19 protein-coding genes, 3 rRNA genes and 1 pseudogene are annotated in these 25,019 nt (G+C 65.5%); 14 read left to right on the forward strand and 9 right to left on the reverse strand.

Annotated features, from left to right (window positions below; translation table 11 throughout):
* Positions 1-4: 4 nt before the first annotated feature.
* Genes atpA through A9X00_RS02545 form a run of 5 tightly spaced genes read left to right on the forward strand, consistent with a single transcriptional unit; the run spans position 5 to position 4,925 of the window.
* Positions 5-1,708 carry a F0F1 ATP synthase subunit alpha gene (gene atpA / locus A9X00_RS02525; RefSeq protein WP_067148735.1) on the forward strand — a complete coding sequence of 568 codons (1,704 nt, stop codon included), beginning with the start codon at positions 5-7 and terminating at the stop codon, positions 1,706-1,708.
* 6 nt (positions 1,709-1,714) lie between these two features.
* On the forward strand, positions 1,715-2,620 hold the full coding sequence (locus tag A9X00_RS02530; protein ID WP_067148738.1) for a F0F1 ATP synthase subunit gamma: 906 nt from the start codon (positions 1,715-1,717) through the stop codon (positions 2,618-2,620).
* 19 nt (positions 2,621-2,639) lie between these two features.
* Positions 2,640-4,097, forward strand: coding sequence for a F0F1 ATP synthase subunit beta (gene atpD / locus A9X00_RS02535; RefSeq protein ID WP_067148740.1), 1,458 nt, complete (start codon positions 2,640-2,642; stop codon positions 4,095-4,097).
* 12 nt (positions 4,098-4,109) lie between these two features.
* Entirely contained in the window at positions 4,110-4,475 is a 366-nt protein-coding gene (locus A9X00_RS02540) for a F0F1 ATP synthase subunit epsilon (RefSeq protein WP_067148743.1), read from the forward strand.
* 6 nt (positions 4,476-4,481) lie between these two features.
* A complete protein-coding gene (locus tag A9X00_RS02545; RefSeq protein ID WP_066928708.1) occupies positions 4,482-4,925 on the forward strand; it encodes a DUF2550 domain-containing protein in 444 nt (147 codons plus the stop codon).
* Here A9X00_RS02545 and A9X00_RS02550 read toward each other — a convergent pair whose 3' ends face one another.
* Both A9X00_RS02550 and A9X00_RS02555 read right to left on the reverse strand, forming a co-directional pair.
* Positions 4,926-5,360 carry a VOC family protein gene (locus A9X00_RS02550; protein ID WP_067148746.1) on the reverse strand — a complete coding sequence of 145 codons (435 nt, stop codon included), beginning with the start codon at positions 5,358-5,360 and terminating at the stop codon, positions 4,926-4,928.
* A gap of 15 nt (positions 5,361-5,375) precedes the next feature.
* Complete coding sequence (locus tag A9X00_RS02555) at positions 5,376-5,960, reverse strand: cob(I)yrinic acid a,c-diamide adenosyltransferase (protein WP_067148749.1); 585 nt, start codon at positions 5,958-5,960, stop codon at positions 5,376-5,378.
* 72 nt (positions 5,961-6,032) lie between these two features.
* Between A9X00_RS02555 and murA the strand changes: the two genes are divergently transcribed.
* The 4 genes from murA (at position 6,033) to rrf (ending at position 12,768) form a co-directional block, all read left to right on the forward strand.
* Positions 6,033-7,286, forward strand: a complete 1,254-nt coding sequence (gene murA / locus A9X00_RS02560) for a UDP-N-acetylglucosamine 1-carboxyvinyltransferase (protein ID WP_067148752.1) — start codon at positions 6,033-6,035, stop codon at positions 7,284-7,286.
* Between the two features lie 381 nt (positions 7,287-7,667).
* Positions 7,668-9,187 (forward strand): 16S ribosomal RNA (locus tag A9X00_RS02565).
* A 286-nt stretch (positions 9,188-9,473) separates the two neighbouring features.
* Positions 9,474-12,573, forward strand: a 23S ribosomal RNA gene (locus A9X00_RS02570).
* A gap of 82 nt (positions 12,574-12,655) precedes the next feature.
* Positions 12,656-12,768: ribosomal RNA gene (gene rrf, locus A9X00_RS02575) — 5S ribosomal RNA — on the forward strand.
* Together the 16S, 23S and 5S rRNA genes form the textbook arrangement of a ribosomal RNA operon.
* 46 nt (positions 12,769-12,814) lie before the next feature.
* Here rrf and A9X00_RS02580 read toward each other — a convergent pair.
* From A9X00_RS02580 to A9X00_RS02590, 3 genes are all read right to left on the reverse strand, one after another.
* Positions 12,815-13,306 carry a methylated-DNA--[protein]-cysteine S-methyltransferase gene (locus A9X00_RS02580; protein ID WP_067148755.1) on the reverse strand — a complete coding sequence of 164 codons (492 nt, stop codon included), beginning with the start codon at positions 13,304-13,306 and terminating at the stop codon, positions 12,815-12,817.
* Entirely contained in the window at positions 13,303-14,790 is a 1,488-nt protein-coding gene (locus A9X00_RS02585) for a DNA-3-methyladenine glycosylase 2 family protein (RefSeq protein WP_067148757.1), read from the reverse strand. The genes A9X00_RS02580 and A9X00_RS02585 overlap by 4 nt, the downstream gene beginning before the upstream one ends.
* An 88-nt stretch (positions 14,791-14,878) precedes the next feature.
* Positions 14,879-15,748 carry a LysR family transcriptional regulator gene (locus tag A9X00_RS02590; RefSeq protein ID WP_067148824.1) on the reverse strand — a complete coding sequence of 290 codons (870 nt, stop codon included), beginning with the start codon at positions 15,746-15,748 and terminating at the stop codon, positions 14,879-14,881.
* Between the two features lie 90 nt (positions 15,749-15,838).
* On the opposite strand from A9X00_RS02590, the pseudogene A9X00_RS02595 reads away from it, so the two are divergent.
* Positions 15,839-17,008: pseudogene (locus tag A9X00_RS02595) on the forward strand (MFS transporter); the annotation flags it as partial.
* A gap of 146 nt (positions 17,009-17,154) precedes the next feature.
* On the opposite strand, the gene A9X00_RS02600 reads toward A9X00_RS02595, so the two are convergent.
* On the reverse strand, positions 17,155-18,546 hold the full coding sequence (locus A9X00_RS02600; RefSeq protein WP_082974659.1) for an OFA family MFS transporter: 1,392 nt from the start codon (positions 18,544-18,546) through the stop codon (positions 17,155-17,157).
* 152 nt (positions 18,547-18,698) lie between these two features.
* On the reverse strand, positions 18,699-20,312 hold the full coding sequence (locus tag A9X00_RS02605; protein ID WP_067148763.1) for an adenylate/guanylate cyclase domain-containing protein: 1,614 nt from the start codon (positions 20,310-20,312) through the stop codon (positions 18,699-18,701).
* A gap of 45 nt (positions 20,313-20,357) precedes the next feature.
* Here A9X00_RS02605 and nucS point away from each other — a divergent pair, with 45 nt between their 5' ends.
* Both nucS and A9X00_RS02615 read left to right on the forward strand, forming a co-directional pair.
* Positions 20,358-21,029, forward strand: coding sequence for an endonuclease NucS (gene nucS, locus A9X00_RS02610; protein WP_067148766.1), 672 nt, complete (start codon positions 20,358-20,360; stop codon positions 21,027-21,029).
* Positions 21,029-21,319 carry a hypothetical protein gene (locus A9X00_RS02615; protein WP_067148768.1) on the forward strand — a complete coding sequence of 97 codons (291 nt, stop codon included), beginning with the start codon at positions 21,029-21,031 and terminating at the stop codon, positions 21,317-21,319. Before nucS ends, A9X00_RS02615 begins: the two co-directional genes overlap by 1 nt.
* A gap of 80 nt (positions 21,320-21,399) precedes the next feature.
* Here the strand turns inward: A9X00_RS02615 and mce are convergent, their stop codons facing one another.
* Positions 21,400-21,858, reverse strand: coding sequence for a methylmalonyl-CoA epimerase (gene mce / locus A9X00_RS02620; RefSeq protein WP_156771903.1), 459 nt, complete (start codon positions 21,856-21,858; stop codon positions 21,400-21,402).
* A gap of 78 nt (positions 21,859-21,936) precedes the next feature.
* On the opposite strand from mce, the gene A9X00_RS02625 reads away from it, so the two are divergent.
* Together A9X00_RS02625 and A9X00_RS02630 are read left to right on the forward strand one after the other, a co-directional pair.
* The gene (locus A9X00_RS02625; RefSeq protein WP_067148773.1) at positions 21,937-23,118 is read left to right on the forward strand and encodes an acetyl-CoA C-acetyltransferase; all 1,182 of its coding nucleotides are present in this window, start codon (positions 21,937-21,939) and stop codon (positions 23,116-23,118) included.
* Positions 23,119-23,253: 135 nt separating this feature from the next.
* Positions 23,254-24,165 carry a tetratricopeptide repeat protein gene (locus A9X00_RS02630; protein WP_067148775.1) on the forward strand — a complete coding sequence of 304 codons (912 nt, stop codon included), beginning with the start codon at positions 23,254-23,256 and terminating at the stop codon, positions 24,163-24,165.
* Positions 24,166-24,173: 8 nt separating this feature from the next.
* Here the strand turns inward: A9X00_RS02630 and A9X00_RS31100 are convergent.
* Positions 24,174-25,019 (reverse strand): hypothetical protein (locus A9X00_RS31100; RefSeq protein WP_197515027.1); only part of this gene is annotated, 846 nt, incomplete at its 5' end.

The following is a 25,019-nucleotide window of genomic DNA, read 5'->3' on the forward strand; positions in this document are numbered from 1 at the left end:
AGCCATGGCAGAGTTGACAATCTCCGCTGACGACATCCAGAGCGCGATCGAGGAGTACGTAGGCTCCTTCACGTCCGACACCTCCCGCGAGGAAGTCGGCACCGTCATCGGGGCCGGGGACGGCATCGCGCACGTCGAAGGCCTGCCCTCCGTGATGACCCAGGAACTGCTCGAGTTCCCGGGCGGGGTCCTCGGCGTCGCGCTCAACCTCGATGAGCACGACATCGGCGCGGTCATCCTGGGCGATTTCGAGAAAATCGAAGAAGGCCAACAGGTTAAGCGCACCGGCGAGGTGTTGTCAGTGCCCGTCGGCGACGCGTTCCTGGGCCGGGTCGTCAACCCGCTGGGCGAGCCGATCGACGGCGGCGGAGACATCGAGACCGACGTCCGGCGCGCACTGGAAATCCAGGCGCCGTCGGTGGTGCAGCGCCAGGGCGTGAGCGAGCCGCTGCAGACCGGGATCAAGGCCATCGACGCCATGACCCCGATCGGCCGCGGTCAGCGGCAGCTGATCATCGGCGACCGCAAGACCGGCAAGACCGCGGTCTGCGTCGACACGATCCTCAACCAGCGGAAGAACTGGGAATCCGGCGACGAACGCAAGCAGGTGCGCTGCGTCTATGTGGCCATCGGGCAGAAGGGCACCACGATCGCCGCCGTGCGCCAGGCCCTCGACGAGGGCGGCGCGATGGACTACACCACCATCGTCGCGGCGCCGGCATCCGACTCCGCCGGCTTCAAATGGCTTGCGCCGTACACCGGTTCGGCGATCGCCCAGCACTGGATGTATGACGGCAAGCACGTGCTGATCGTCTTCGACGACCTCAGCAAGCAAGCCGAGGCCTACCGCGCGATCTCGTTGCTGCTGCGCCGCCCGCCGGGCCGCGAGGCGTACCCCGGCGACGTTTTCTACCTGCACTCGCGGCTGTTGGAGCGCTGTGCCAAGCTCTCCGACGACCTGGGCGGCGGCTCGCTGACCGGCCTGCCGATCATCGAGACCAAGGCCAACGACATCTCGGCCTACATCCCCACCAACGTCATCTCCATCACCGACGGGCAGTGCTTCCTGGAATCCGACCTGTTCAACCAGGGTGTCCGCCCGGCCATCAACGTGGGTGTCTCGGTGTCCCGCGTGGGTGGCGCGGCACAGATCAAGGCGATGAAGGAAGTGGCGGGATCGCTGCGTCTGGACCTGTCGCAATACCGCGAACTGGAATCGTTCGCTGCGTTCGCCTCTGACCTAGACGCCACCTCCAAGGCGCAGCTGGAGCGCGGTGAGCGGCTGGTCGAACTGCTCAAGCAGCGGCAGTACCAGCCCATGCCGGTCGAGGAGCAGGTGGTCTCTATCTTCTTGGGCACCGGTGGCCACCTGGACTCGGTGCCCGTCGAGGACGTCCGTCGGTTCGAAACCGAATTGCTGGACCACATGCGGGCTTCCGAGGAGAAATTCCTCGCCGGGGTCCGCGACAGTGGCAAGCTCTCCGAAGAGGGCGAGAACGAGCTCACCGAGATCATCAACAAGTTCAAGAAGGGCTTCGCGGCCTCCGACGGCGCGTCGGTGGTGCCCGACGAGCACGTCGAGGCGATGGACGAGGAGGACCTGGAAAAGGAGTCAGTGCAAGTCAAGAAGGAGAAGCCGAAGGACAAGAAGGACGCCAAAACCTCCAAGAAGGAATCCGCGGACGTTTCCGGTAAGGACAAGAAGTAGTTAGCGATGGCTGCCACACTTCGTGAACTGCGCGGCCGGATCCGCTCCGCAGGCTCGATCAAGAAGATCACCAAGGCCCAGGAGATGATCGCGACATCGCGCATCGGCAAGGCGCAGGCCCGACTGGAATCGGCCAGGCCCTACGCCCTCCAGATCACCTCGATGCTCACCACCTTGTCCAGTGAAGCCGCGTTGGACCACCCGCTGCTGGTCGAACGAGAAGAGCCGAGGCGGGCCGGGGTCCTGGTGGTGTCGTCCGACCGCGGCTTGTGTGGCGCGCACAACTCCAGCATCTTCCGTCGCTCCGAGGAGCTGTTCTCCCTGCTGAGGGACGAAGGGAAGACGCCGATTGTCTACACGGTGGGCCGAAAGGCGCAGAACTACTTCAAGTTCCGCAATTGGGACATCACCGAATCGTGGATGGGCTTCTCCGAGCAGCCTCAGGTGGAGAACGCCCAAGAGATCGCCTCGACCCTGGTCGATGCCTTCATGGCCGGCGCTGGCGACGAGGACTCCGACGAGCAGGGCGTCGACGAATTGCACATCGTCTACTCGGAGTTCAAGTCGATGATGTCGCAGGCGCCGGCGGCGCACCGCATCGCGCCGCTAGTGGTGGAGTACGTCGAAGACACCGATGAACTCCACACGTTGTACTCCTTCGAGCCCGGCGCGACAGAGCTTTTTGATGCCCTGTTGCCCCGGTACATCACGACCCGCGTCTATGCGGCTTTACTCGAATCGGCGGCGTCGGAGCTGGCGTCGCGTCAGCGAGCGATGAAGTCCGCAACCGACAACGCGGACGACCTGATCAAGGAACTGACGCTGATGGCGAACCGCGAGCGGCAGGCCCAGATCACCCAGGAGATCAGCGAAATCGTCGGCGGCGCAAACGCGCTCGCCGACGCTAAGTAGCGCACGAGGAAGAAGAAACATGACTGCTACTGACCAGAAGAGCAAAGAGTCGAAGGACACCGACACCAGCGGCCGCGTAGTTCGGGTCGCCGGTCCCGTCGTCGACGTCGAGTTCCCGCGCGGCTCGGTGCCGGAGCTGTTCAACGCGCTGCACGCCGACATCACCTTCGAGGAGCTCAAGAAGACGCTCACGCTCGAGGTGGCGCAGCACCTGGGCGACAACCTCGTTCGCACGATCTCCCTGCAGCCCACCGACGGTCTGGTGCGCGGCGTCGAGGTCACCGACACCGGTAACTCGATCTCGGTGCCGGTGGGCGAGGACGTCAAGGGCCACGTCTTCAACGCCCTCGGCGAATGCCTGGACAAGCCGGGCTACGGCGAAGACTTCGACCACTGGTCGATTCACCGCAAGCCGCCGCCCTTCGAGGAGCTCGAGCCCCGCACCGAGATGCTCGAGACCGGCCTGAAGGTCGTCGACCTGCTGACCCCGTACGTGCGTGGCGGCAAGATCGCCCTGTTCGGCGGTGCCGGCGTGGGCAAGACGGTGCTGATCCAGGAGATGATCAACCGCATCGCCCGAAACTTCGGTGGGACTTCGGTTTTCGCCGGCGTGGGCGAGCGCACCCGCGAGGGCAACGACCTGTGGGTGGAGCTCAAGGAAGCCGACGTGCTCAAGGACACCGCGCTGGTGTTCGGCCAGATGGACGAGCCGCCCGGCACCCGTATGCGGGTGGCGCTGTCGGCGCTGACGATGGCCGAGTGGTTCCGCGACGAGGCGGGCCAGGACGTGCTGTTGTTCATCGACAACATCTTCCGGTTCACCCAGGCCGGTTCCGAGGTGTCGACCCTGCTCGGTCGCATGCCGTCGGCGGTGGGCTACCAGCCCACCCTCGCCGACGAGATGGGCGAACTGCAGGAGCGCATCACCTCGACGCGCGGCCGCTCGATCACGTCGATGCAGGCGGTTTACGTGCCGGCGGACGATTACACCGACCCGGCGCCCGCGACCACATTCGCGCACCTGGACGCCACCACCGAGCTGTCGCGTTCGGTGTTCTCCAAGGGCATCTTCCCCGCGGTGGACCCGCTGGCGTCGAGCTCGACGATCCTGGACCCCGGTGTCGTCGGTGACGAGCACTACCGCGTGGCACAGGAAGTCATCCGAATCCTGCAGCGCTACAAGGACCTTCAGGACATCATCGCCATTCTGGGCATCGACGAGCTGTCCGAGGAAGACAAGCAGCTGGTCCAGCGCGCCCGCCGCATCGAGCGGTTCCTGTCCCAGAACATGATGGCCGCCGAACAGTTCACCGGTCAGCCGGGTTCGACGGTGCCGGTCAAGGAGACCATCGAGGCGTTCGACAAGCTGACGAAGGGCGACTTCGACCACATCCCCGAGCAGGCCTTCTTCCTGATCGGCGGCCTCGACGACTTGGCCAAGAAAGCCGAAAGCTTCGGCGCCAAACTGGATTCCTGAGGACTGAGCGGCATGGCCGAATTGAACGTGGAGATCGTCGCCGTCGACCGACAGATCTGGTCGGGTGAGGCAACGTTCCTGTTCACCCGCACCACTGTCGGCGAGATCGGCATCCTGCCCCACCATATCCCGCTGGTCGCCCAGCTGGTCGACGACGCCATGGTGCGCGTCGAGCGGGAAGGCGAGGACGACCTGCGGATCGCGGTGGAGGGCGGGTTTCTGTCGGTCACCGAGGAGGGCGTGACCATCCTCGCCGAATCCGCGGAGTTCGAGTCCGAGATCGACGAGAGCGCCGCCCGCGAGGATTCCGAGTCCGACGATCCCCGGATTGCCGCCAGGGGGCGCGGCAGACTGCGCGCCGTCGGCGCGATCGACTAACCGTCGATGAGCGCGCCCATGGTCGGCATGGTCGTGCTCGTCGTGTTGTTGGGCGCCGCCGTCCTCGCCCTGAGCTATCGGCTGTTGAAGCTGCGCCAGGGCGGAACCGCGGGAATCATGCGGGATATCCCCGCCGTCGGCGGTCACGGCTGGCGGCACGGGGTGATCCGTTACCGCGGCGGCGAGGCCGCGTTCTACCGGCTGTCCAGCCTGCGGCTGTGGCCGGACCGCCGCCTTAGCCGGCGTGGCGTGGAGATCGTCGCCCGGCGTGCCCCGCGCGGCGACGAGTTCGACATCATGACCGACGAGATCGTCGTGTTGGAGCTGCGTGACACGACGCAGGACCGCCGGTCCGGTTACGAGCTCGCGCTCGACAAGGGCGCACTGACCGCGTTCTTGTCCTGGCTGGAATCGCGGCCCTCACCGCGCGCCCGCCGCCGCAGCGTCTGACTACCACGGGCTGACGGTCTGACACCCGTATTCTTCGGGCGCGACGTCGCGCAGCGTTTCGGTGAACTGCCAGCGATGCCCCGCGAGATCCGCCACGGTGCACTCCCGTTCGCCGTACTCGCGGTCGACGGGCGCCTCGATCACCCTCGCCCCTGCCGCACGCGCGCGCTCGAACCGGCCGTCCACGTCGTCGACCCGCACCTTGATCTCATGGGTGACGGCGCCCGCCGTCGGCGGCTGCCGCTCACCGGCCACGTCCGCGACGATCATGGCCCCACCCGCTCCGATGCTGAGCTGCGCGCGGTGGCTGTCGCCGATCCGCGTTCGCTCGACGAAACCGAAGGCGGCCGCGAGCCAGCTCACCGCCGCGCGCACGTCCGGGTAGACAAGCACCGGGATCACCATCACCGGTGGAATCGACCGATTCTGTTGCATCACTGAGACTTTCGACTAACCCGCGCTCGGCGCGCCGCCGCCCGGCTTCCACAGCACGTCCCCAGCGGGATTGGCCGCCCGCGCCAGGATGAACAGCAGGTCCGACAGGCGGTTCAGGTATTTGGCGGGCAGCACGCTGACGCCGTCCGGGTGGGAATCGAGCGCGGACCACGCCGAGCGCTCGGCCCGGCGCACCACGGTGCGGGCGACGTGCAACAGTGCCGACAGCGGCGAACCACCCGGCAGCACAAAGGAATTCAACGCCGGCAGGGGCTCGTTATATTTGTCACACCACGCCTCGAGCCGATCAATGTAGGACTGGGCGACCCGCAGCGGGGGATGTTCGGGGTTCTCCACCACGGGCGTGGACAGATCCGCGCCGGTGTCGAACAAGTCGTTCTGGATCTGGCGCAGCACACCGGCGATTTCGTCGTCCGGTTGGCCGAGGGCGATCGCGACGCCGATCGCGGAGTTGGCCTCGTCACAGTCGGCGTACGCCACCAGGCGGGGGTCGTTTTTGGAGACCCGTGAGAAATCGCTCAATCCCGTCGTCCCGTCGTCGCCGGTTCGCGTATAGATGCGGGTCAGGTGTATCGCCATCAGCCAAACGGTACTCGGGTGACAGGCGCGGGCTGACTGACAACCCGATACCCCTTCACTAGACTGACGCGGGTGGCTGAGCGATTCGTGGTGACCGGCGGTACCCGGTTGTCAGGCGAAGTCGCTGTGGGGGGCGCCAAGAACAGCGTGCTCAAGCTGATGGCGGCCACCCTGCTGGCCGAGGGCACCAGCACCATCACCAACTGCCCGGACATCCTCGATGTCCCGCTGATGGCGGAGGTATTGCGCGGCCTGGGCGCCACCGTCGAACTCGACGGCGACGTCGCCCGCATCACCTCGCCCGACGAGCCCAAGTACGACGCCGACTTCGCCGCGGTGCGACAGTTCCGCGCTTCCGTCTGCGTGCTCGGGCCGTTGGTCGGCCGGTGCAAGCGCGCCAGGGTCGCGCTGCCCGGCGGCGACGCGATCGGTTCGCGCCCGCTGGACATGCATCAGGCCGGCCTGCGGCAGCTGGGCGCGCAGTGCAACATCGAGCACGGGTGCGTGGTTGCTCACGCAGACACGTTGCGCGGCGCGGAGATTCAGTTGGAGTTCCCCTCCGTGGGCGCCACCGAGAACATCCTGATGGCCGCCGTCGTGGCCGAGGGCGTCACCACGATCCACAACGCGGCGCGCGAGCCCGACGTGGTGGACCTGTGCACGATGCTCAACCAGATGGGCGCGCAGATCGAGGGCGCGGGCTCGCCGACCATGACGATCACCGGCGTTCCGCGGCTGCACCCCACCGAGCACCGCGTGATCGGGGACCGCATCGTCGCCGCCACCTGGGGCATCGCCGCCGCGATGACCCGCGGCGACATCGAGGTCACCGGCGTCGACCCGGCCCACCTGCAGGTGGTGCTGCACAAGCTGCACGACGCGGGCGCGACCGTCACCCAGACCGACAACAGTTTCCGGGTCACCCAGTACGAGCGCCCCAAGGCCGTCAACGTCGCGACGTTGCCGTTCCCCGGGTTTCCCACCGACCTGCAGCCGATGGCCATCGCGCTGGCGTCGATCGCCGACGGCACCTCGATGATCACCGAGAACGTGTTCGAGGCGCGCTTCCGGTTCGTCGAGGAGATGATCCGGCTGGGCGCCGACGCCCGCACCGACGGACACCACGCCGTCGTGCGTGGCCTGCCGCAACTTTCCAGCGCCCCGGTCTGGTGTTCGGACATCCGGGCCGGCGCCGGCCTGGTGTTGGCGGGGCTGGTCGCCGACGGCGACACCGAGGTTCACGACGTCTTTCACATCGATCGCGGCTACCCGTTGTTCGTGGAGAACCTGGCGATTTTGGGAGCCGAGATCGAACGGGTAGAGTAGTCAAAGTCAGTGCCCCACAAGGCCGGTCACCTCTCGAGATGGCCGAAACCGGGGGCTTGACTCCCTCGCCGGATCGGTACTAGCCTGGCACGGCTGCCCCCGCAGCGGTCACCACAATGAGATGGCCAAAACTGGGGCTTGACGCCCCCGCCAGACCGGTATTAAGCTGGCAGGGTTGCCCGGAAGCGGGCGAAAACAAGCGTGAGTGTTGTTTGAGAACTCAATAGTGTGTTTGGTCTTTTTATTTTGTTGTTGTTTTTTGGCCATACTCTGCACTCCCCGTGTGTGGGTATGGCTGTTTTTTGATGCCAGTAACATTGGTGTCTTTTGTTAGGTCAGATTTTCTCTGATTGTAAATTCACCTCGTTATCGAGGGGTTTTTGTTTGGAGAGTTTGATCCTGGCTCAGGACGAACGCTGGCGGCGTGCTTAACACATGCAAGTCGAACGGAAAGGCCCCTTCGGGGGTACTCGAGTGGCGAACGGGTGAGTAACACGTGGGTAATCTGCCCTGCACTTCGGGATAAGCCTGGGAAACTGGGTCTAATACCGGATAGGACCCCGAGGCGCATGCCTTGGGGTGGAAAGCTTTTGCGGTGTGGGATGGGCCCGCGGCCTATCAGCTTGTTGGTGGGGTGACGGCCTACCAAGGCGACGACGGGTAGCCGGCCTGAGAGGGTGTCCGGCCACACTGGGACTGAGATACGGCCCAGACTCCTACGGGAGGCAGCAGTGGGGAATATTGCACAATGGGCGCAAGCCTGATGCAGCGACGCCGCGTGGGGGATGACGGCCTTCGGGTTGTAAACCTCTTTCAGCAGGGACGAAGCGCAAGTGACGGTACCTGCAGAAGAAGCACCGGCCAACTACGTGCCAGCAGCCGCGGTAATACGTAGGGTGCGAGCGTTGTCCGGAATTACTGGGCGTAAAGAGCTCGTAGGTGGTTTGTCGCGTTGTTCGTGAAATCTCACGGCTTAACTGTGAGCGTGCGGGCGATACGGGCAGACTGGAGTACTGCAGGGGAGACTGGAATTCCTGGTGTAGCGGTGGAATGCGCAGATATCAGGAGGAACACCGGTGGCGAAGGCGGGTCTCTGGGCAGTAACTGACGCTGAGGAGCGAAAGCGTGGGGAGCGAACAGGATTAGATACCCTGGTAGTCCACGCCGTAAACGGTGGGTACTAGGTGTGGGTTTCCTTCCTTGGGATCCGTGCCGTAGCTAACGCATTAAGTACCCCGCCTGGGGAGTACGGCCGCAAGGCTAAAACTCAAAGGAATTGACGGGGGCCCGCACAAGCGGCGGAGCATGTGGATTAATTCGATGCAACGCGAAGAACCTTACCTGGGTTTGACATGCACAGGACGCCGGCAGAGATGTCGGTTCCCTTGTGGCCTGTGTGCAGGTGGTGCATGGCTGTCGTCAGCTCGTGTCGTGAGATGTTGGGTTAAGTCCCGCAACGAGCGCAACCCTTGTCTCATGTTGCCAGCGCGTAATGGCGGGGACTCGTGAGAGACTGCCGGGGTCAACTCGGAGGAAGGTGGGGATGACGTCAAGTCATCATGCCCCTTATGTCCAGGGCTTCACACATGCTACAATGGCCGGTACAAAGGGCTGCGATGCCGCAAGGTTAAGCGAATCCTTTTAAAGCCGGTCTCAGTTCGGATCGGGGTCTGCAACTCGACCCCGTGAAGTCGGAGTCGCTAGTAATCGCAGATCAGCAACGCTGCGGTGAATACGTTCCCGGGCCTTGTACACACCGCCCGTCACGTCATGAAAGTCGGTAACACCCGAAGCCAGTGGCCTAACCCTTTGGGAGGGAGCTGTCGAAGGTGGGATCGGCGATTGGGACGAAGTCGTAACAAGGTAGCCGTACCGGAAGGTGCGGCTGGATCACCTCCTTTCTAAGGAGCACCACGAAAAGCACCCCAATTGGTGGGGTGCAAGCCGTGAGGGGTCCTCGCCTGTAGTGGGCGGGACCGGGTGCGCAACAGCAAATGATTGCCAGACACACTATTGGGCCCTGAGGCAACACTCGGATCGATTGAGTGCTTGTCCCCCCATCTTGGTGGTGGGGTGTGGTGTTTGAGAACTGGATAGTGGTTGCGAGCATCTAAACGAATGCGCTGCCCTCCGAAAGGGGTGTGGCGGGTTCGTTAAAATGTGTAATTTTTCTTTGGTTTTTGTGTTTTGTAAGTGCTTAAGGGCGCATGGTGGATGCCTTGGCATCGAGAGCCGATGAAGGACGTGGGAGGCTGCGATATGCCTCGGGGAGCTGTCAACCGAGCGTTGATCCGAGGATTTCCGAATGGGGAAACCCAGCACGAGTGATGTCGTGTTACCCGCATCTGAATATATAGGGTGCGGGAGGGAACGCGGGGAAGTGAAACATCTCAGTACCCGTAGGAGAAGAAAACAATTGTGATTCCGTCAGTAGTGGCGAGCGAACGCGGAACATGGCTAAACCGCACGCATGTGTAACCGGGTAGGGGTTGTGTGTGCGGGGTTGTGGGATTGATACGTCTCAGCTCTACCTGGCTGGGAGGTAGTCAGAAAGTGTCGTAGTTAGCGGAAGTGGCCTGGGATGGTCCGCCATAGACGGTGAGAGCCCGGTACGCGAAAACTCGGCACCTACCTTGTATCAACTCCCGAGTAGCAGCGGGCCCGTGGAATCTGCTGTGAATCTGCCGGGACCACCCGGTAAGCCTAAATACTTCTCGATGACCGATAGCGGATTAGTACCGTGAGGGAATGGTGAAAAGTACCCCGGGAGGGGAGTGAAAGAGTACCTGAAACCGTGTGCCTACAATCCGTCAGAGCCTCCTCGTGGGGTGATGGCGTGCCTTTTGAAGAATGAGCCTGCGAGTCAGGGACACGTCGCGAGGTTAACCCGTGTGGGGTAGCCGCAGCGAAAGCGAGTCTGAATAGGGCGCATCCCCTTTGGGGTGTAGTGGCGTGTTCTGGACCCGAAGCGGAGTGATCTACCCATGGCCAGGGTGAAGCGCGGGTAAGACCGCGTGGAGGCCCGAACCCACTTAGGTTGAAGACTGAGGGGATGAGTTGTGGGTAGGGGTGAAAGGCCAATCAAACTCCGTGATAGCTGGTTCTCCCCGAAATGCATTTAGGTGCAGCGTTGCGTGTTTCACCACGGAGGTAGAGCTACTGGATGGCCGATGGGCCCTACTAGGTTACTGACGTCAGCCAAACTCCGAATGCCGTGGTGTATAGCGTGGCAGTGAGACGGCGGGGGATAAGCTCCGTACGTCGAAAGGGAAACAGCCCAGATCGCCGGCTAAGGCCCCAAAGCGTGTGCTAAGTGGGAAAGGATGTGCAGTCGCAGAGACAACCAGGAGGTTGGCTTAGAAGCAGCCACCCTTGAAAGAGTGCGTAATAGCTCACTGGTCAAGTGATTGTGCGCCGATAATGTAGCGGGGCTCAAGCACACCGCCGAAGCCGCGACAACCGCAAGGTTGGGTAGGGGAGCGTCCCCCATTCAGCGAAGCCGCCGGGTGACCGGTGGTGGAGGGTGGGGGAGTGAGAATGCAGGCATGAGTAGCGATAAGGCAAGTGAGAACCTTGCCCGCCGTAAGACCAAGGGTTCCTGGGCCAGGCCAGTCCGCCCAGGGTGAGTCGGGACCTAAGGCGAGGCCGACAGGCGTAGTCGATGGACAACGGGTTGATATTCCCGTACCCGTGTGTGGGCGCCCGTGATGAATCAATTCTGCTAACCACCCAAAAGGTGGTCTATCAATCCCTTCGGGGTGCGAAGATCGCCGGCTGCGTGGGACCCGGATTGGTAGTAGTCAAGCAATGGGGTGACGCAGGAAGGTAGCCGTACCAGTCAGTGGTAATACTGGGGCAAACCTGTAGGGAGAGCGATAGGCAAATCCGTCGCTCATATTCCTGAGAGGTGATGCATAGCCGATTGAGGCGAATTCGGTGATCCTCTGCTGCCAAGAAAAGCCTCTAGCGAGCACACACACGGCCCGTACCCCAAACCGACACAGGTGGTCAGGTAGAGCATACCGAGGCGTACGAGATAACTATGGTTAAGGAACTCGGCAAAATGCCCCCGTAACTTCGGGAGAAGGGGGGCCGGAACACCGTGAACAGCCTTGCGCTGGGAGCGGGATCCGGTCGCAGAAACCAGCGAGAAGCGACTGTTTACTAAAAACACAGGTCCGTGCGAAGTCGCAAGACGATGTATACGGACTGACGCCTGCCCGGTGCTGGAAGGTTAAGAGGACCCGTTAACCCGCAAGGGTGAAGCGGAGAATTTAAGCCCCAGTAAACGGCGGTGGTAACTATAACCATCCTAAGGTAGCGAAATTCCTTGTCGGGTAAGTTCCGACCTGCACGAATGGCGTAACGACTTCTCGACTGTCTCAACCATAGACTCGGCGAAATTGCACTACGAGTAAAGATGCTCGTTACGCGCGGCAGGACGAAAAGACCCCGGGACCTTCACTACAACTTGGTATTGGTGTTCGGTACGGTTTGTGTAGGATAGGTGGGAGACTGTGAAACCTCAACGCCAGTTGGGGCGGAGTCGTTGTTGAAATACCACTCTGATCGTATTGGACACCTAACGTCGAACCCTTATCGGGTTCACGGACAGTGCCTGGCGGGTAGTTTAACTGGGGCGGTTGCCTCCTAAAATGTAACGGAGGCGCCCAAAGGTTCCCTCAACCTGGACGGCAATCAGGTGTTGAGTGTAAATGCACAAGGGAGCTTGACTGCGAGACCTACAAGTCAAGCAGGGACGAAAGTCGGGATTAGTGATCCGGCACCCCCGAGTGGAAGGGGTGTCGCTCAACGGATAAAAGGTACCCCGGGGATAACAGGCTGATCTTCCCCAAGAGTCCATATCGACGGGATGGTTTGGCACCTCGATGTCGGCTCGTCGCATCCTGGGGCTGGAGCAGGTCCCAAGGGTTGGGCTGTTCGCCCATTAAAGCGGCACGCGAGCTGGGTTTAGAACGTCGTGAGACAGTTCGGTCTCTATCCGCCGCGCGCGTCAGAAACTTGAGGAAACCTGTCCCTAGTACGAGAGGACCGGGACGGACGAACCTCTAGTGCACCAGTTGTCCCACCAGGGGCACCGCTGGATAGCTACGTTCGGACAGGATAACCGCTGAAAGCATCTAAGCGGGAAACCTTCTCCAAGATCAGGTTTCTCACCCTTTTAGAGGGATAAGGCCCCCCGCAGAACACGGGTTCGATAGGCCAGACCTAGAAGCTCAGCAATGAGTGTAGGGAACTGGCACTAACCGGCCGAAAACTTACCAAACACAAACTCGCAACCACTTTCCAGCGCCTGACAGAAATGTCGTGGCGCACCACACCCCCCACCAAACACATTTAAATAGAGTTACGGCGGCCACAGCGACAGGGAAACGCCCGGTCCCATCCCGAACCCGGAAGCTAAGCCTGTCAGCGCCAATGATACTGCCCACTCGGGTGGAAAAGTAGGACACCGCCGAACATATACAAAAACACCCCCGGCAACGGGGGTGTTTTTGCATTGGCAGTTAATCGAATAGCGTCAAATTCTCGCTCCGTTTTTCCAATTCGAGCAGCGTGCGCTTTCGGTCGAGTCCGCCGCCGAAGCCGGTCAGGCTTCCGTTGGCGCCAATCACCCGGTGACAGGGGACGACGATGGCGATCGGATTGTGGCCGTTGGCCCAGCCGACGGCTCGCGCGGATCCCGGGGCCCCGATCTGGTCGGCGATTTCCCCGTACGAACGGGTCTCGCCGTACGGGATCGTCAGCAGCGCCTGCCACACCCGCCGCTGGAATTCGGTGCCTCCCAGCTCGAGCTCGATGTCGAAATCGGTGAGTTCGCCGGCGAAATACGCGGTCAGTTGCTCGACGGCTTCGCCGAAGGCGCGGGGATCGGGTGCCCAGTCGGCGCGGTCGGGTTCGTAGGTCTGGTCGACCATCCGCAGATTCGTCAGAACCGAGCCGCGCCCGGCCAGGGTCAGGAATCCGATCGGGCTGTCGATGGTGCGATAGCGGATCATGCGACCTCCAATGGCGGCCAATGGTTTACCGGATGCTCGAGGGTGGTCCACAGATGCTGGGTGGCGTAGGAGCGCCAGGGCCGCCAACGGGCGCTGCGTTCGATGAGCTGTCGCTGATCCGCCGGCAACCCCAGTTCCCCTGCGGCCAACCGGAGTCCGAGGTCGCTGGCGGGAAAGGCGTCCGGGTCGCCCAGGGCGCGCATGGCGATCACCTCCGCTGTCCAGGGCCCGACGCCGGGCAGCGCCAGCAGCTGCGCGCGGGCACTGTCCCAATCGCTGCCCGCGTCCAGGACGATGCTTCCGTCGGCGAGCCCCGCGACCAGCGCGGCAAGCGTCCGTTGCCGGGCCTTGGGGACGGCCAGGTGGATTGGGTCGATCTCCGCCAGCTGTTGGACCGACGGGAAGGTGTGGGTCAATGCTCCCGCAGGATCCTTGATGGGGCTCCCGTAGGCGGCGACCAGCCTGCCCGCGTGGGTTCTGGCCGCCTTCGTCGAGACCTGCTGCCCGAGCACGGCGCGCACGGCGAGCTCGGCCTCGTCGACCGTGCGCGGAATTCGTTGCCCGGGGGCCTTTTTCACCACCGGCGCCAGCTCCGGGTCGGCGGCCAGCGCGTCGACCACGGCTTCGGGGTCGGCGTCGAGGTCCAGCAACCGCCGGCAGCGAGCGATCGCGGTCGTGAGGTCGCGGAAGTCGTCCAGCGTCAGTTGGCAGCGCACGTGGTCGACGGCCGGCGTCAGCGTCACGACGGCGCTGCCACAAGGCAGCCGAAGGCTGCGCCGGTAGGCGCCGTCGCGGACCTCCTCACAGCCGGGCACCATGCCGGCCGCGAGGTGACCGAATACGCCCTCGTAGGCGAACGGCGTGCGCACGGGTAGCCGAAGGCACAGGGCGCCGGGCGAATTGGTGTCCGACGTCGACCGCGCCGCGGCGCGTTTGCGCAACGCCGTCGGGGTGATCTCGAACACCAGACGCACGGTGTCGTTGAACTGGCGGATGCTGGAAAACCCGGCGGCGAAGGCGACGTCGCCGAACGGTAGGTCCGTGGTCTCGATGAGCACCCGGGCGGTCTGCGCCCGTTGCGCGCGGCCCAGCGCCAGCGGCCCGGCGCCGACCTCGGCCTGCAGGAGGCGCTCCAGCTGGCGGGTCGTGTAACCGAGGCGGCCCGCCAGTCCGCCGACGCCTTCCCGGTCCACCGTGCCGTCCGCGATCAGCCGCATGGTGCGCGCGACGACGTCGCCGCGCATGTTCCATTCGGGCGATCCGGGGGACGCGTCGGGGCGGCATCGCTTGCAGGCGCGGAATCCCGCTTTCTGGGCGGCCGCCGCGGTCGGATAGAACCGCACGTTGCGGGCGAAGGGGGGCCGCACCGGGCAGCTGGGCCGGCAATAGATCCGCGTCGTCAACACCGCCGTGACGAACCAGCCGTCGAAGCGGGCGTCCTTGGACTGGACCGCCCGGTAGCAGCGTTCGAAATCTTCGTGCACGGTTCCACAGTTACACCCGCCCAGTGACAAAACTGGCGGAAAAGCGACATGATCGTGCGCCGGGTGGCCGCTCGCTGCGTCGCCGGTTTCACAGCGTCGCGGCGGAGGCGACGAAGTCGCGGGCCGGTCGGGACAGCGGCCGACCGGAATTCCAGATCATTCCGACGTCGCGGTAGGCGTCGGCGTCGGCCAATGGCAGCACGCTGATCCCGGGTGCGTGATCGGTGCCGTCGATGGGCATCAGGCTGATGCCCAGTCCCGCGGCGACCAGCCCGGCGGTCGTGGTGAGGTTGGCCGATTCCAGGACGATCCGCGGCTGGAATTGCGCTGCGGCGCAGAGCTCGTCGAGCAGGCGGCGCATGCCGAACCCGGGATGCATGGCCACGAAGGGCTCGTCGACCAGGTCGGTCATGCACACCGCCGCGGCGTCCGTCAGCCGGTGCCCGCGGGGGACGGCGACGCCGAGCCGCTGACGAAACAGGCTGCGCCAGGCGAACGTTGGCCCGCGCGGCCGCGGCGAAACCACGCCGACGTCGACCGACCCGGATTGCACGAGGTCGCCGATCGATTCGGCCGCGCCTTCCTCGAGCGTGAACGCCACCCGCGGTGAGGCCGCGGTGAACGCCGCGATCAACCGCGGCACCACCGTCGACCCGAACGAACTCAAGAACCCCAGGCGGATCTCGCTGACCGCGGGATTCGTCAGGTCCTCGATCGCCCGTCGGGCCGAATCGAGCTCCAGCTGTGCCCGGCGCGCGTGCTCGTAAAAAATGCGGCCGTAGGTGTTCAGCGCGAGGCGCCTGCCGCGGCGCTCGAACAGCGCGACGCCCAGCCGGCGTTCCAGGCGCGCCAGCATCCGGGTGAGCGTCGGCTGCGCGATATGCAGCTGTTCGGCCGCGGACGTGACGTGCTGCAGTTCCGCGAGTGTGACGAACCACTCGTAGTCGCCGTCAGTCATCGCCTCCACCTTTACTTATGTGATTCGTGCATCATAATTCAATAAACAATTCATTTCCGTTGGTACGCCCGGGGGCGAAACATCGTCGCTATGCCGATCGCCTACCAAGCCGGAAGCCGCGGATACCGGCGGGTCACCGCGGCGCTGTACGGCGCCGGCCTGGCCAGCTTCGCCGCGATGTACTGCACCCAGGCCCTGTTGCCGGCCTTCTCGGCGTACTACCGGATCAGCCCGGCCACCGCCGCGTTGACGGTCGCGCTGACCACGGGAGCGCTGGCGCTGTCGATTGTCCCGGCGAGCGTTCTTTCCGAGCGCTACGGGCGCATCCCCGTGATGCTGACGTCGGGGGTCGCCTCCAGCGTGATCGGGTTGCTGTTGCCCTTCAGCCCCTCGCTCGGCGTTCTGCTCGTGGGGCGGGCGCTGCACGGCGTCGCGCTGGCCGGGATACCCGCGGTCGCAATGGCATTCCTCGCCGAGGAGGTGCACGCGTCGTCGCTCGGCTCGGCCATGGGCCGGTACATCGCCGGGACCACCGTCGGTGGCCTGACCGGGCGGATCGTTCCTTCCCTGGTGGTCGACGTCGGCAGCTGGCGGGTCGCGCTGTTGGTGTGCTCACTGGCGACGCTGGCCGGCACGGCGGTCTTCGCCGCCCTGGTGCCCCGGTCTCAGTTCTTCACCCCGAAGGACACCAACGCGCGCGCGACGGCACGCGGCCTGGCCGCGCATCTGCGAAACCCGGTGCTGCTGAAGCTGTTCGCGTTGGGCTTCACGCTGATGGGCGGTTTCGTCACGGTGTACAACTACCTGGGCTACCGGCTGGCCGCCCCGCCGTTCGGGCTGGCGCCGTCGCTGGTCGGACTGTTGTTCGTGCTGTACCTGGCCGGCACCGGGACGTCGGTGGTGGCCGGGCGGCTCGCCGACCGCAGGGGACGCGCGCTGGTGCTGGGCGGCGCACTGCCGATCACGGTGGCCGGCCTGGCGCTGACCGTGCCGCACTCAGTGGTCGCGATCGTCGTCGGGCTCGGCGTGTTCACCGGCGGATTCTTCGCCGCGCACACCGTGGCCAGCGGGTGGGTGGGTGCGGCGGCGCGCCGGGATCGCGCCGAGGCGTCGGCGCTCTACCTGTTCAGCTACTACCTGGGCGGGTCGGTCGCGGGTGCCTTCGGCGGGCTGGTCTACGGCGCGGGAGGCTGGCCGGCCACGGTCTGGTTCGTGGGCACCCTCATTCTCGTCGGCGTCGCGCTCGCGGTGCTGTTGGTGAGGGACACGGGCAACCGGTCAGGCGCCGAACAACTGGGTGATTTTCGAAAAGAGCTGCCAAACACCATAAGTGAACGGGACGGCGACCCACACCCAGGCCAGTGCGATGAGGGCGGGACCGATGCGACGGTCGGGGATCGGCTTTGTCACGCGTGTGCCTCCGGCTGAAGATCCGCCACGGTCTCGTGCGCCGCGGCGTCGCGCGCGGGCGCGTGATGCTTGCTGGCCACGGGCCTGATCAGCTCGTTGCAGACCAGCCCGACGAGCAGGAGGGCGATCATCACGCTGAACGACACGATGTAGAGGTCCGGGCCGTGTTTCCCGGCCGCCTTCTGCGAGTCGGCGATGGCGTTCACGATCAGCGGGCCCAGCACGCCCGCGACCGACCAGGCGGTCAGCAGCCTGCCGTGGATGGCGCCGACCTCGTGGGTGCCGAACAGGTCGCGCAGGTACGCGGGAACGGTCGAGAACCCCGCGCCGTAGAACGACAGGATCAGCACGGTGCACAGCAGGAAGGTCAGCTTGCTGGAATTGGTGGTCAGCGCCAACGTGAGATACAGCAGGGCGCCGCCGCCGAGGTAGAGCCGGTACATGTTCTTGCGCCCCAGCGCATCCGACAACGACGACCATCCGATCCGGCCGAGCATGTTGGCCAGGGACAGCAGCGCGACGAACCCGGCCGCCGCGGAGGCCAACGCCGCCGCCCGCGGCGCCCTCGGGAAGAAGTCCTGGTAAATCGGCGACGCCTTCTCCAGGATGCCGATGCCGGCGGTCACGTTGAAGCAGAGCACCACCCACAACAGCCAGAACTGGGGCGTCTTGATTGCGTTGGCCGCCGACACACCGGCCGTCGTGATCAGCGATCCGGCCTTGTGCGGTTTGGGTTTCCAGCCCCCCGGCGTCCATCCCGGCGCCGGCACCCGGATCAGCAGCCATCCCATCGACATGAACACCGCGTACGTTCCGCCCATCACCAGGAAGGTCCTGGCCACGCCGGCGGTGCTGTTGCGGCCGAACGCGTCGAGCAGGCTGTTCGTCCACGGGGACGCGATCAGTGCCCCACCGCCAAAGCCCATGATCGCCAAGCCGGTCGCCATGCCGGGGCGATCCGGAAACCACTTGATGAGCGTCGACACCGGCGAGATGTAGCCGATACCGAGGCCGACCCCGCCGACGACCCCGTATCCCACCACTACGAGCCAGTATTGGTGAACCGAAACTCCGCATCCGGCGATCAGCAGCCCGCTGCAAAAGCACACGGTGGCGACGACCATGGCCCAGCGCGGTCCGTTGTGGTCCACCCGCGTGCCGAACGCCGCGGCCGAAAGGCCCAGCATCACAATGGCGACGGTGAACGGCATCGCACTCGCGGTTCCGGAGACGTGCAGCGACTTCTCCAGCGGGATCTTGAAGACGCTCCAGGCGTAGGCCGAGCCGATGGCCAGGTGGATGGACAGCGCCGCGGGCGGAACCAGCCAGCGGCTCCATCGGGGACCGGCAACGATTCTCGAACGATCAAGCAACGCAACGGTTGTCAAGATGCACCCTTCTGACGCGGCCACGGAGCTCCGTCCCGTCGTCACTATTGGCGCGGTCTCAAGCGGCCGTCAAGGCGCGATTTCTATTGTCCGATAACGGATTTCTATCGACGCCGCTGAAGGGCACTGACCACAGGCGTTGTCACCCGGATTTACTGGGCGCCGGCGAGGAAAGCCAGCCGGGTTGGACGCCCGTGCCCCCGGAGGGTCACTGTCTCACCCAAAGACCAACGCGCCCTTTCCTCTTCGCGCGCGCCCTCGAGCGCGTCCGCCGTCGCGAGCAATCCGTCCGGGCGGGACTTGGCCAGCTCGCACAGCCGGGCGGCCTCGTTGACCGGCTCGCCGATCACGGTGTATTCGAACCGTTCCTTGGCGCCCACGTTGCCGGCGACGACCTGGCCGGCCGCCACGCCGATGCCCGCCTCGAGCTCACACATGTCGTTGGCGAGCCGTTCGGCGATGCAACGCGCCGCGGCCAGCGCCTCGTTCTCGGGTGAGTCGAGGTGATTCGGAGCTCCGAAAATCGCAAGCGACGCATCGCCTTCGAACTTGTTGACCAGGCCGCAATGGCGGTCCACTTCCTCGACGACGATCGTGAAAAACCGGTTGAGGACCTCGACCACTTCGGTCGGTGGCTGGCTGGTCACCAGCTGGGTGGAGCCGACGATGTCGATGAAGACCACGGCGACGTGTCGTTCTTCGCCGCCCAATTTCGGTCGCTCGCGCTCGGCGGCCAGGGCGACCTCGCGGCCGACGTGCCGGCCGAAAAGGTCGCGCACGCGTTCACGTTCGCGCAGGCCGTCGACCATCGCGTTGAACCCACGCTGCAGCTCGCCGAGCTCGGTCCCGTCAAAGACCACCAGGTTGCCTCGCAGGTTGCCCTGCTCGACGCGGCGCAGCGCGGCGCGCACCACCCGCACCGGGGTCGCCGTCAGCCAGGCGAGAATCCACATCAGGGCGCAACCGAAGATGAGTGTGGCGACCGACATGATCAGCACGCCGACCGCGAACTCGGTCTCGGTCAGGTTGCGCAACAGGATCTGGAAAATCGCCAGCAGGCCGATGCCGATGACGGGCACGCCGGAACCGAGGAACCAGACCACCATCGTCCGGCCCATGATGCCCGCCGAAAACCGCCGCGGCGGTGGTCCCGCCTCCAGCGCCTGGGCCGCGATCGGGCGAAGCGCGAACTCCGCGAGCAGATAACTGGCAGTGGCCACCAGGACACCGGAGAAGCTGACGACGAAGAGGAACCGCGGGATGAACAAGGTGTTCACCAAACCGTAGAGCGTCGTGTACAGCACCGTCCCGATGCCCCACAGGATGAGGTCGTACACGGCGAGTCGCCACGGCGCCAGGAACGTGTTGCGCTCGTCCTCGGCGGTCGGTGCGCGCTCCTCGATCGCCCAACGCAGAGCGAGCACGGTGCGGCGGGTGATCCAATACGCGCCCACCGCCAGGGCAGCGGCGGTGTAGGCCGGGGATACCCCGAACGTGAGCCAGGCCGGCGCGTCGTGGAAGATGCTCGGCTGGGGAATGGCGACGATCACCAAGAGCAGCGCCACGCCGATGCCGATCAGGTTCACCCCGAGGACCAGCACCGTCATGATGACCTGGATGCGGATGCGGCGCCGTCGTTGGCTTTCCGCCACCCGCCCCAGGATCAGGGAGCCGTACGCGGGGGTATCCGGCAGGCGGCCACTCTGGCGGGTGATCCGCTCGAGCACCCGGCCGATACGTTGGGCCACGCTCATTTTGGCCGACATCGTGGCGCCAGCCTAATTTGTTGCCCACGCTCTAAGGTGAGTCGGGTGCGCCTTGTCATCGCCCAATGCACCGTCGACTACGTCGGCCGGCTCACCGCACACCTTCCGTCCGCACGTCGGTTGCTGCTGTTCAAGGCCGACGGTTCGGTGAGCGTGCACGCCGACGACCGGGCCTACAAGCCGTTGAACTGGATGAGCCCGCCGTGCTGGCTGACCGAGGACGTCGACGGCCCGGTGCCGGTGTGGGTGGTCGAGAACAAGGCCGGCGAGCAGCTGCGCATCACGGTGGAGGAGATCGAGCACGATTCGAGCCACGACCTGGGCGTCGACCCCGGATTGGTCAAGGACGGCGTCGAGGCCCACCTTCAGGCGTTGCTCGCCGAGCATGTGCAACTGCTGGGCGAGGGATACACGTTGGTGCGCCGCGAGTACATGACCGCCATCGGCCCCGTCGATCTCCTGTGTCGCGACGAGCGGGGCGGCTCGGTCGCGGTGGAGATCAAGCGGCGCGGTGAGATCGACGGCGTGGAACAGCTGACCCGCTATCTCGAGTTGCTCAACCGCGACAGTGTCCTGGCGCCGGTCAAAGGCGTGTTCGCCGCACAGCAGATCAAGCCGCAGGCGCGCACTCTCGCTACCGATCGCGGAATCCGTTGCATCACACTGGATTACGACAAGATGCGCGGCATGGATAGCGACGAGTACCGGCTGTTCTGATGTGTCCGCGCCGCAAACCGTCACGACGACAGCCGGTAGCGCCGCCGGCAATGCTGCGTCGGATCGAAACGGGGCCCGACGGCCACGACTACGAGGTGCGGCCGATCGCGGCTTCCCGCGCCGTCAAGACCTATCGCTGTCCCGGATGTGACCACGAAATCCGTTCCGGCACCGCGCATGTGGTTGTGTGGCCGGCTGAATCACCCGCGGCGGTCGAGGATCGTCGGCATTGGCACACGCCGTGCTGGACCAACCGCGCCACTCGCGGCCCGACCCGCAAGTGGTCGTGAAACTCTGGCACATCGTCACGAATGTGCGGCTAGCCGCACACTGAAGACCGAACGTGCGGCTGCCCGCACGCTCGGCGGAATCAGGAAGCCGGCTCCACCAATTCGATCAGGACACCGCCGGCGTCCTTGGGGTGGATGAAGTTGATCCGCGAGTTTGCTGTGCCGCGCCGCGGAGCGTCGTAGACCAGGCGGACGCCCTGCTCGCGCAGCTGCTCGCAGATGGTGTCCAGATCGCTGACCCGAACGGCCATCTGTTGGATGCCGGGGCCGCGCTTCTCCATGAACTTCGCGATCGTCGACGAGTCGTCGAGCGGGGCCATCAACTGCAGCTGCGCAGTGGTGCCGGGGACGGCGAGCATCGCCTCGCGGATGCCCTGGTCATCGTTGACTTCCTCATGCACGAGGATCATGCCGAGGTGGTCGTGATACCAGGTGATTGCGGCATCGAGGTCGGCCACCGCAATGCCGACGTGATCCAGGCCGGTCACCAAGGAGGTTGCCAGGAGGTGGCGGGCGTCAACTTGGTCGGTCGTCATCACACCACGGTAACGTGGCAGCAAAGATTCCGCTTCTCCAGGTAGCGGAAACGGTCGTTTGTGCAGGCTCAGGAGGAACTCGTGACGACGTCGGTGATAGTTGCTGGGGCGCGGACGCCCATCGGCAAGTTGATGGGTTCGCTGAAGGATTTCTCGGCCAGCGATCTGGGCGCCATCGCGATCGCGGGGGCGCTGGAGAAAGCCCGAGTGCCGGCGAGCGCCGTCGAGTACGTGATCATGGGCCAGGTGCTGACGGCCGGGGCCGGCCAGATGCCGGCACGGCAGGCGGCGGTCGCGGCGGGCATCGGCTGGGACGTTCCGGCGCTGACGATCAACAAGATGTGCCTGTCCGGCATCGACGCCATCGCGCTGGCCGACCAGCTGATTCGCGCCGGGGAGTTCGACGTCGTGGTGGCCGGCGGCCAGGAGTCGATGACGAAGGCGCCGCATTTGCTGATGGACAGCCGGGCCGGCTACAAGTACGGCGACGTCACGGTCCTGGACCACATGGCCTACGACGGCCTGCACGACGTGTTCACCGACCAGCCGATGGGCGCGCTCACCGAGCAGCGCAACGACCTCGACAAGTTCACCCGTGCCGAGCAGGACGAGTACGCCGCGCGGTCGCACCAAAAGGCCGCCGCCGCCTGGAAGGACGGCGTATTCACCGACGAGGTCGTGCCGGTCAATATCCCGCAGCGCAAGGGTGATCCGCTGCAGTTCACCGAGGACGAGGGCATCCGCGCCAACACCACCGCGGAGTCCCTGGCCGGCCTCAAGCCCGCCTTCCGCAAAGATGGCACCATCACGGCCGGTTCGGCGTCGCAGATTTCCGACGGCGCGGCCGCGGTGGTGGTGATGAACAAGGCGAAAGCGCAGGAACTGGGGCTTTCGTGGCTGGCCGAGATCGGCGCGCACGGCGTCGTGGCCGGGCCGGATTCGACGCTGCAGTCCCAGCCCGCCAACGCGATCAAGAAAGCGCTCGGCCGCGAGGGGATTTCGGTCGACCAACTCGACGTCGTCGAGATCAACGAAGCGTTCGCTGCGGTGGCGCTGGCCTCAACCCGCGAACTGGGCGTTGACCCTGAGATCGTCAACGTCAACGGCGGTGCGATCGCGGTCGGGCACCCGATCGGCATGTCGGGCGCCAGGATCACCCTGCATGTGGCCCTGGAGTTGGCCCGCCGCGGCTCCGGCTATGGCGTTGCGGCGTTGTGTGGCGCCGGCGGCCAGGGGGACGCGCTGATCCTGCGGGCCGGTTAAGCGCTCCGCTTGACGTTGCTGGCGTCGGCCCTTCGGGAATGTTTGTGATCTTGGTCATAACGGCCGATCACACCCGCTAGAGCGTCTGCGCGACCGGGTGGCTCGCTATCCGAAGCGCATGACAAACTTGACGGCGTGACGCGTCCGCGACCCTCTATCGGGCCCGCACTGGCCGGTGCGGTCGATCTTTCCGGTCTCAAGCAGCGAGCCCAGCAGACGGCTTCCCCGCCCGCCGCGGGCGGGCCGGCGGGGCCGGCGACCCCGGGGGCAATCGAGGTCACCGAAGCCAATTTCGAATCCGAAGTGCTGGTCCGGTCCGACGAGGTCCCGGTCGTCGTCGCGTTGTGGTCGCCGCGCAGTGACGCGTGTGTCCAGCTCGTCGAGACGCTGGCCGGCTTGGCGGCCGAGGACGACGGCAAGTGGTCGCTGGCGACGGTCAACGTCGACGTGGCCCCCAGGGTGGCCCAGATATTCGGTGTCGACGCGGTCCCGACCGTGGTGGCGTTGGCCGCCGGGCAGCCGCTGTCCAGCTTCCAGGGTGTACAGCCGCCCGACCAGTTGCGGCGCTGGGTGGACTCGCTGTTGCAGGCGACGGCCGGGAAACTAAGGGGCCCAAGCGGTTCCGAGCAGGCGGAAGTCGACCCGGAATTGGCCCGGGCCCGCCAGCAGCTCGAGGACGGCGACTTCGCTGGCGCCAAGGAGTCGTATCAGGCGATCCTGGATGCCAACCCGGCGAGCGCCGAAGCCAAGGGCGCGATCCGCCAGATCGACTTCCTCACGCGCGCAACGGCGCAACGCCCCGATGCGGTCGCGGTGGCAGACGCCGCGCCCGGCGACATCGACGCGGCGTTTGCGGCAGCCGACGTGGAAATCCTCAACCAGGATGTCGGCGCGGCGTTCGAGCGCCTGATTGCCTTGGTGCGCAGCACATCCGGCGACGAGCGGACCCGGGTGCGGACCCGCCTGATCGAGCTGTTCGAGCTGTTCGATCCCGCCGACCCCGAGGTCGTCGCCGGTCGGCGCAACCTGGCGAACGCGCTGTACTGAGTTCGCCCTTACGGTCCCGATATCCCGTTCGTGCCGGGCAGGCCGAGCAGCCCGGCCGCGCCACCGGCACCACCGGCGCCGCCGAGGCCCGTCGCCGGACCGATCCCGCCGTTACCGCCGTTGCCGCCGTTGCCAATCAGCTGGGCCGCCCCACCGACCCCGCCGTTTCCGCCCGTGTTGGTGCCGGCGAAGGCCGTCCCGCCGGCCCCGCCGGCACCGCCGCTTCCGATGAGACCCGCGGTACCGCCGGCTCCGCCGTCGCCACCGTTGTTGGCAAAGGAGAATCCGCCGATGCCTCCGGTGCCGCCGTCGCCATCAAGCAACCCCGCGTTGCCCCCGGCCCCACCGTTTCCGGCGGTGGCGCCGCCTCCGCCTCCGCCGCCCGCACCGCCGGAGCCGCCGAGCAGGCCGCCCCGGCCGCCGCCGCCCCCTGCGCCGCCGACAGAACCGGTATCGAACGCGTTCCCGCCGGTGCCGCCTGAGCCACCGAAGCCGAACCACCCGGCGGCACCGCCCGTGCCGCCGGTGCCGCCAAGTCCCTTGATGCTGTCGGCGCCCGCGCCGCCGGAGCCGCCCGCACCGAACAGCCCGCCGGCGCCGCCCGTGCCGCCGGACCCGCCGTTGGTGCCGATCTCCGAGCCGAACCCGCCGGCGCCACCGCTACCGCCGACTCCGGAGAAGAGGCCGCCGGCGCCGCCCGTCCCGCCGGTCCCGCCGTTGGCGGTGTTGTTGCCCAGCCCACCCGCGCCGCCGGCCCCCCCGGGGTTGAAGAGGCCGCCTGCGCCGCCGGTGCCGCCGGGCGTCAGGGCGGTGCCGCCGTGGCCGCCGTGGCCGCCGAGGCCGAAGACGAGACC

The sequence above is a fragment of the Mycobacterium sp. 1245805.9 genome (genome assembly GCF_001672915.1).
Classification (GTDB): Bacteria; Actinomycetota; Actinomycetes; order Mycobacteriales; family Mycobacteriaceae; genus Mycobacterium.

Bases quoted from the DNA above. Each gene is read 5' to 3' on its own strand.
- atpA (WP_067148735.1), top strand. From the start codon at position 5: ATGGCAGAGTTGACAATCTCCGCTGACGACATCCAGAGCGCGATCGAG.
- A9X00_RS02530 (WP_067148738.1), top strand. From the start codon at position 1,715: ATGGCTGCCACACTTCGTGAACTGCGCGGCCGGATCCGCTCCGCAGGC.
- atpD (WP_067148740.1), top strand. From the start codon at position 2,640: ATGACTGCTACTGACCAGAAGAGCAAAGAGTCGAAGGACACCGACACC.
- A9X00_RS02540 (WP_067148743.1), top strand. From the start codon at position 4,110: ATGGCCGAATTGAACGTGGAGATCGTCGCCGTCGACCGACAGATCTGG.
- A9X00_RS02545 (WP_066928708.1), top strand. From the start codon at position 4,482: ATGAGCGCGCCCATGGTCGGCATGGTCGTGCTCGTCGTGTTGTTGGGC.
- A9X00_RS02550 (WP_067148746.1), bottom strand. From the start codon at position 5,360: ATGCAACAGAATCGGTCGATTCCACCGGTGATGGTGATCCCGGTGCTT.
- A9X00_RS02555 (WP_067148749.1), bottom strand. From the start codon at position 5,960: ATGGCGATACACCTGACCCGCATCTATACGCGAACCGGCGACGACGGG.
- A9X00_RS02580 (WP_067148755.1), bottom strand. From the start codon at position 13,306: ATGATCCGCTATCGCACCATCGACAGCCCGATCGGATTCCTGACCCTG.
- A9X00_RS02590 (WP_067148824.1), bottom strand. From the start codon at position 15,748: ATGACTGACGGCGACTACGAGTGGTTCGTCACACTCGCGGAACTGCAG.
- A9X00_RS02605 (WP_067148763.1), bottom strand. From the start codon at position 20,312: ATGTCGGCCAAAATGAGCGTGGCCCAACGTATCGGCCGGGTGCTCGAG.
- A9X00_RS02615 (WP_067148768.1), top strand. From the start codon at position 21,029: ATGTGTCCGCGCCGCAAACCGTCACGACGACAGCCGGTAGCGCCGCCG.